This is a genomic window from Blautia sp. AM47-4 (assembly GCF_003479865.1).
Classification (GTDB): domain Bacteria; phylum Bacillota; class Clostridia; order Lachnospirales; family Lachnospiraceae; genus Fusicatenibacter; species Fusicatenibacter saccharivorans.
The window spans coordinates 1-6,823 of record NZ_QUHY01000057.1; the positions used below are offsets into that span (position 1 = coordinate 1).

The following is a 6,823-nucleotide window of genomic DNA, read 5'->3' on the forward strand; positions in this document are numbered from 1 at the left end:
ACTGTCTGGACAACGCTTTGAGATAGTCTTTGCGTTCATCCTCCATAGCGACTTTACAGATATAATCAAACTGGTTCTCTATGGTTGTCTGAAATTCAGATGGCTTCATTATTGCTCACCCCCTTTCCAGCCTTGAAAGGGAGCGAGTTGATAGGAATTTCTGCTTCTTTCCCCCTTTTCGCTCTTAGTCCCGACAGGACAGGGGGCACAGTTGCATTTTTGAATAAAAAAATACACCCATTTTAAAATAAAAATGAGTGCATGAGAAATAACAGTAGAATAAATATGACTTGTCAGTTCATATTCAAAGTTGGACTTCCACAGTGGAGGAGCTATACTTTTTTTAATGAATGTAGCCTATGTACGTTATATAGCAGCAAAGAAATCCCCATAGCGGCAATCCTCCTAAATGCCGCTATTTATATTCTGCGTCATTGTTGGTTCAGTAATAGACAAAAAGAAGCGGCGGCTCTAAAAATCAAAGCCACCGCTTCAAAAGCACGTGAAAATCTGTCTGCGTTACGACGGCTTTTTTTCTTTTGCCGTCGTCCGGCAGATAACAAACAAATATTATGTTTTGATTTATTTTATCAATATCAACTTACTTTAAGATGAATTTTAGCTTACGGATTTGTAAGATAGAAAAAGAGGGGGCACTTTTGAAATTCCCCCTCTCAAAAGATTATTGTGCACTAATATTTTCGACGATAGACATTCGCTGTAACCGTTTTGCAGGTCCTTTAACTGCCAAAAGAGAAGTCAACAGTACAATAGCGATTATGAGTATAAGGGGAATAAACGGAACACTCCATGCTGTTCCCCAAATATTTGTTATAAGACTTACATAGATAACCCAGTGCATAGGAAGTCCAATGATACAACCCCAAATCACTCCGCTTATTGCGTAGGTTCCTGCTTCTGCGATTATCATTTTTATAAGTTGGCGATTGCTCATTCCAATCGCTCGCATACTTCCGTATTCTTTCATTTTTGCGGCAACTCCCAGATTGATTGTATTCATAATATGGAAAATGGTAATAGCAACGATAATAGATAGGAAGCCGTAAACAAGAACTGCAAAAGTATAATACAGATTTCTTTGCTGCTGCACTTGAGAAAGGCTGTCTGAAAATATTACGCCACCATTAGTAAATATGTTTTTAATTGCGTTTACATCTTCACTGGAAGCGTTGTTCTCAAATTGAATGTCGATAATAGTATAGCCAGTTTCTCCGGTCAGTGCGCTAAAGGTTGCTTCCGAACAGAAAAAGGTTTCCGTACCCTTTACACGGGCTAAGGGGCTATCAGACAAAATTCCTGCAACCGTAACAGTTTTTTTCGTATTATTGATAGATAAAGTTATCTTGTCGCCAACTTGTACATTAACATTTCCCGTCTGTACGAATAGCACTTGATTTTCTTGCTGCATAACTGTTTCTATGGAACCTGCTACCAAAGAGTCCGCCGCCCATTGAAATTGATTTTCCTCATAGGAAATAAGATTTGCATTGTAGCTTTTTCCACTATTTTCTGATGGAACATCATAAGCAAACATACGCCCGTATGCCCGCTTGACATCATCATTTTTCTTAATCTGTGCTAACATTTCGCTCTCAATCGAACAAGTATTAGTTTCACTTGCTATGGATAATTCCGGCGTATAAACCGGGGGCACAAAAGCATTTTGCATAAAATCAACAAGTGTACTGAACGTGAGAAACAATGTAATACAGATAGCAAATGCCCCTGTCATTAAAATGTAATTTCTTTTCTTTGCTTTTGCGTGATGAATACCCAATGCGGTTTCAATTTTAAATGTCTTTGTGTTAGCTGCTTTGTGAAATGTAGCTATTTGTCCAGCATTTCCTGATACAGCGGTAAGCGGAGAAACTTTTGCGGCTCTTCTTGCCGGAGAACGAGCAGCCAGTAAAACGGTCAGCAATCCTAACAAAATACTTGCAACTATACTTATCCAACTAATACCCCAAATCGGCATTGAAGAAAACCATTCTGGACTTATTACCCGCATGGCGGCAGACAAAATCCAAACAATCACAATGGAGAATATAATTCCAATGGGAATAGCCGTTTTACACCAATACAGCCCCTCTAAACGTACAAATCGCATTATTTGTCTTTTGGTTGCCCCCAGACACCGGAGCATACCAAAAAATTCTGTTCTCTCTGCGACATTGCTGTTTAGACTGCTTGAAATCATCAAAATGCAAGTCAGCATGACAATAAGGGAAAGAATAAAGGCTACTTGATAAATCTGATTTACACCTGATTTCCCCTCTATTTGCCCTTGTATGCTCAAAAGAGGTGTATTTCCGGTTATCTGTTCATCAGTCAGATGATTGGCTGCTTTTATATCATTGATTGCGTCCGGTATATTACATAAATGTGAAAACTGGGCGACATAACTTTCATTCGCGTTAGAAACAGCAAGCGTTCCTAAGCCCTCTGGTGTCATTACTACAATCGGCAAATTCTCAGCAATCAAGTGTGAAGTTTTTGTATCGTCTAAAAAGCCAACTATCTGATAATCTGCCATACTTCCGTTCGGATTATACAATTCAACTGTATCATTCAACAAAACAGAGGCAGTATCTTTAAGTGAAGAAGATATTGCAATCTCGTTTGGCGCGTCTGGATATTTTCCCTCTGCAATCCCGTTCAGAAATATATCGTCAAAAACCCCTTTATCTTGCGCGCTGATAGTAATAGGCTGTTCTTTAATAAAATATCCTGCTTCGGAAGAAACTGTATTATGCCACCCGGAAATTTTTACCTCTGGACGAGCTGAAATAAAGGAAGCTGTCTGCGAATCAATAGCATGAAACGCATAATGCCAGTTTCCGCTTTTCTCTATTTCGTGTTGCGTAACACCCTGTAAATACATATCGGCAAGACCAAACATGACAGCAACCAAAATAACCGCAAGAGTAATACAAATACGGGTCATTCTACTTTGCTTGCGGTGGATTTTGGTTGATATAGGGACAAGTTTAAGATAATGCTTCATTTGCTGTTCCCCCTAAGTCTGTAAGAATACCGTCGCTCACACGAAACACCCTGTCAACCGAAGATGTTAAATTATTATTGTGCGTTATCATCAAAATTGTTTGTTTAAAATGTCTTGACGCACTGATAAGCATATCAATAACGTCTTGACTATTTTTACTGTCGAGATTTCCCGTCGGTTCATCGGCTAAAATTAGTTTTGGCTGTGTTATCAAAGCTCTCCCAATCGCTACTCGTTGTTGCTGTCCTCCGGATAATTGTCTCGGTAAATGATAGCGGCGTTCTGCCAATCCAAGTAAATTGAGGATTTCGTTTACTTTTTTAGGGTCTGGCTTTTGATAATCTAACAGTAGAGGGAAAATAATATTTTGTTCTACATTCAGCTCAGACACAAGCTGGAAAGACTGAAAAATAAATCCTATGTTGCGTCGTCTGTAAATTGTCCGTTTTTCTTCTTTCATAGAAAACAGATTTTGCCCGTCAATAAAAATAGAACCCGAAGTCGGCGTATCTAAAGCACCGATGCAGTTAAGCAAAGTACTTTTTCCAGAACCAGATTCACCTACAACAGCAGCAAATTCCCCTTTTTCAAGTGAGAAAGACACATTTTTTAAAGCATTTACTTTTGCTTCGCCTTTCCCGTAAGTTTTACATAAATTTTCAACTTTTAAAATTTCCATAAATCATAGACCTCCTTTCTTAAAGGATAACAGGAACAGCTTACAATCCGGTGAATTCCACCTTACGATTTCGTAAGGAAAGAAACTGAAAAAGTAGTACCTTCATGTAAAACACTTTGAACAGAAATGAGCCCCTCTTGTCCCTCTATAATAGATTTTGCAAGAGGAAGTCCTAATCCAATTCCCGGAGTGTTGAGGGAATATTTACTGCGATAAAAGCGTTTGAAAATATGGTGTATATCTTCCGGGGCAATTCCACTTCCATTATCAGAAACTAAAATTCGTATCATAGTTGGTGCACTTTCCCAAGTAATCTTTACTATTCCTCCTATTTCTGTATGGTCTAACGCGTTCTTTACAAGGTTTCCAATCGCTTCACTTGTCCAATCCATATCACACATAATAACTTGATTAGATGTTCCATTTACAATAATCTGTTTTTTTTCTTGTGTAGCTCTTATTGTAAGTTCACTGATAGCGTTTTTAACTAATTCCTGTATAAGACAGGTACGCTTGTCAAAAAGAATATTTCCAGTATCTAAACGTGCGATTTTAAGCATAGACAAAATAAGCTGTTCTATTCGTTTTAAGGCGGTTCCGGTTTTTTGCGAAAATTTTTTTACTGTTTCAGTATTATCCGGTTCCGCTTCTATAATTTCTTGATACATCATCAAAGCTGCTAATGGAGTTTTCAGTTGATGTGAAATATCTGAAATTGTGCTTTTCAAAAATTCTTTTGTTTTCTGTTCTGTTTCACTTTTGGCTTTAAGCATAGTTGCAAGCTGTTCAACAGATGCAAATAAATGAAAAAGGTCTCCCTCACTGTCTTGCGGTAAATGACAAGAATAGTCATTGTTAATATAGTTATCTATAATTTTTCCAGACTGTCGATATAGATTATTTCTAATTTGTAGGAAAGAAATAACCCCAATGACAAGAATTATCACTAGACAAATTCCCCCTCCTAATGCTATATGCAAAAAGTGATATTGAAACTGGGAAAAATGTGGCAACAAGCTACCAAACGTATTTGTGGTAATTCCCAAATTATCTAAAAATTCCATTCCCGCGGTACTTATATCTGTGGAAGAAATAGCATTGGCAATTACTTCTTTTGAAACCTCCTGTTCCAACAAGGCAGATACAATAGCTCTATCATGTTCCAGATACATAGACTTTGCTGTATTTAATTGATTTATAGAAAACCATGTAGAAACTCCCACAAGTAAAATACTGTATATAGCAATAAAAAGAGAAAAATGTTTTATTTGCTTGTCACGAAAAATATTCATACTTACACCTCTTTCCACTGATAACCAAAGCCGCGAATGGTTATTAAGCGCTGCGGGTGGGAAGCGTCAGTTTCCACTTTTTCGCGAAGCCGCCGGATATAAACCGATAAGGTGTTATCGTCAACAAAATTTCCTGTACCGTCCCATAAATCATTTAGAATAATATCTCTGGAAACAATGCGATTTGCATTTCGTACTAACAGACAAAGCAGACGGTATTCTGCGTTTGTCAGTTCTAGTATTTTATTGTTCAAAATTACGCGGCAACTTAAAAAGTCAATCGAAATGTCCCCACATTTCAATACACTTGCCTTGTCCTGCGGTGTTACTCCTGCACGTCGTAACAAGGCACGAATACGGGAACATAGTTCCCCCAACTTAAAGGGCTTTGTAACATAATCGTCCCCGCCGCAATCCAAGCCACGAATAATATTGACTTCTTCATCAGAAGCAGTCAAAAAGATAATCGGTATCTGTTTGTTATGTTTCCGCACATTTTCGCAAACCTCAAAGCCTGTTCCGTCCGGCAGTGTCACATCAAGAATAAGCAAATCGTATTTTTCGATTTGTGCTAATTGCTTTTCTGCTTCTTCAACAGTACGGGCAATATCAACGTAGAAACCATTTTTCTTTAGAGAGTAATGCAACCCGTCTATTAAGCTAATATCATCTTCTAAAAGTAATAAGTTACTCATGCTTAAACTCCTTTCTCCTTGCGTCAACAGGTTTTTCTGCATCCTTTGGTATCAACCACATATAACCGATTTTTGAAACTCCCGGTATTCTATCTTCCTTACAAAGAATCTGTACTCGTCGTTCAGAAATGCCCCATTTTTTAGCTGCTTCGGGGCAAGACATATATTCCATAACAGTCCCAGTCCTTTCTATAAACCATATTATCATAATTATAGTCGGACATACGAATAATAGCAAGTGCAAACATATGAATTATTATGGCTACAAATAGGAACTGTATAGACGTATTCAGTATGAAAGAGGAACAGTAGAATGTATATGGGTGAATAAATATGGCAAAAAGACCAACAGCTAAATATGACTTTAAGGCTTTCGGACAAGCTATCAAAGTAGCGAGAACCGAACGAAAAGAGAGCCGCAAGAAAGTAAGTGATGAAATGTATATCTCACCACGTTATCTTGCTAATATTGAGAATAAAGGGCAACAGCCGAGTTTACAAATTTTTTATGAGCTTGTAACACGTTATGATATATCCGTAGACCAATTCTTTTTTCCGAATAAATCCGCGGAAAAAGATACACAACGCAGACAACTTGATACATTGCTTGATAGTATGAGTGAGAAAGGAATACGGGTAGTCACCGCCACAGCAAAAGAGATAGCCGAAGTCGAAGCAGAGGACAGGTGAATGTCCAGAACAGAATTTTAAAATGAGAAGACACATTGTAATTTTTTGAGAAATACAATGTGTCTTCTGTTTTATATAGCTTATTTCACAATCTTCCAGTTTTCCCCGTTCTTTTCCAGTACAAGGTTAAACTGTGATACCTGTGTTGTCATGGTCTGGTTATCCAGATATTTTACTGCAAGGGAAGCTGTCACCTGATTTCCGTTTCGGTTATAAACCGGATTTACCAGTTCCGAGAAAATATACTCTTTTCCCACAGTTTTCAGCACACCCTCATTTACATAATAGGTCAGTTCCTTTGCGGTTGCCGTAGGGTACAGCTTGAAAAAGGTGGTGAGAAATTCGTTGATTTCCTCTGTGGTGATGGAATCCACCGTACCGTCACTTTGTACCGCTTTGGGAGTGTAACCGGATTTTACGGGAACACTGGTAATGGTTGGAT

The 6,823-nt window shown here is 38.1% G+C and carries 7 protein-coding genes and 1 pseudogene; 1 reads left to right on the forward strand and 7 read right to left on the reverse strand.

Annotated features, from left to right (window positions below; all coding sequences use genetic code 11):
- From DW965_RS18010 to DW965_RS18035, 6 genes and pseudogenes are all read right to left on the reverse strand, one after another.
- A pseudogene (locus DW965_RS18010) lies at nucleotides 1-112 on the reverse strand (sigma-70 family RNA polymerase sigma factor); the annotation flags it as partial.
- A gap of 570 nt (nucleotides 113-682) precedes the next feature.
- A complete protein-coding gene (locus tag DW965_RS18015) occupies nucleotides 683-3,025 on the reverse strand; it encodes an ABC transporter permease (protein WP_118024892.1) in 2,343 nt (780 codons plus the stop codon).
- Nucleotides 3,009-3,704: an ABC transporter ATP-binding protein gene (locus tag DW965_RS18020; RefSeq protein ID WP_055227219.1), complete on the reverse strand. Its 696-nt coding sequence runs from the start codon at nucleotides 3,702-3,704 to the stop codon at nucleotides 3,009-3,011. The genes DW965_RS18015 and DW965_RS18020 overlap by 17 nt, the downstream gene beginning before the upstream one ends.
- Before the next feature lie 62 nt (nucleotides 3,705-3,766).
- The gene (locus DW965_RS18025; protein WP_119198652.1) at nucleotides 3,767-4,996 is read right to left on the reverse strand and encodes a sensor histidine kinase; all 1,230 of its coding nucleotides are present in this window, start codon (nucleotides 4,994-4,996) and stop codon (nucleotides 3,767-3,769) included.
- Nucleotides 4,997-4,998: 2 nt separating this feature from the next.
- The gene (locus DW965_RS18030) at nucleotides 4,999-5,691 is read right to left on the reverse strand and encodes a response regulator transcription factor (RefSeq protein WP_055227215.1); all 693 of its coding nucleotides are present in this window, start codon (nucleotides 5,689-5,691) and stop codon (nucleotides 4,999-5,001) included.
- Entirely contained in the window at nucleotides 5,684-5,863 is a 180-nt protein-coding gene (locus DW965_RS18035) for a helix-turn-helix domain-containing protein (protein ID WP_055227213.1), read from the reverse strand. The genes DW965_RS18030 and DW965_RS18035 overlap by 8 nt, the downstream gene beginning before the upstream one ends.
- 161 nt (nucleotides 5,864-6,024) lie before the next feature.
- On the opposite strand from DW965_RS18035, the gene DW965_RS18040 reads away from it, so the two are divergent.
- Entirely contained in the window at nucleotides 6,025-6,381 is a 357-nt protein-coding gene (locus DW965_RS18040; protein WP_118024890.1) for a helix-turn-helix transcriptional regulator, read from the forward strand.
- An 80-nt stretch (nucleotides 6,382-6,461) separates the two neighbouring features.
- On the opposite strand, the gene DW965_RS18045 is transcribed toward DW965_RS18040, so the two are convergent.
- On the reverse strand, nucleotides 6,462-6,823 hold a 362-nt coding region (locus tag DW965_RS18045), incomplete at its 5' end, for a conjugal transfer protein (protein WP_147398815.1).

What these genes read in the sequence shown, in the direction of transcription:
- DW965_RS18015 (WP_118024892.1), bottom strand. Translation starts at nt 3,025, where the DNA reads ATGAAGCATTATCTTAAACTTGTCCCTATATCAACCAAAATCCACCGC.
- DW965_RS18020 (WP_055227219.1), bottom strand. Translation starts at nt 3,704, where the DNA reads ATGGAAATTTTAAAAGTTGAAAATTTATGTAAAACTTACGGGAAAGGC.
- DW965_RS18025 (WP_119198652.1), bottom strand. Translation starts at nt 4,996, where the DNA reads ATGAATATTTTTCGTGACAAGCAAATAAAACATTTTTCTCTTTTTATT.
- DW965_RS18030 (WP_055227215.1), bottom strand. Translation starts at nt 5,691, where the DNA reads ATGAGTAACTTATTACTTTTAGAAGATGATATTAGCTTAATAGACGGG.
- DW965_RS18035 (WP_055227213.1), bottom strand. Translation starts at nt 5,863, where the DNA reads ATGGAATATATGTCTTGCCCCGAAGCAGCTAAAAAATGGGGCATTTCT.
- DW965_RS18040 (WP_118024890.1), top strand. Translation starts at nt 6,025, where the DNA reads ATGGCAAAAAGACCAACAGCTAAATATGACTTTAAGGCTTTCGGACAA.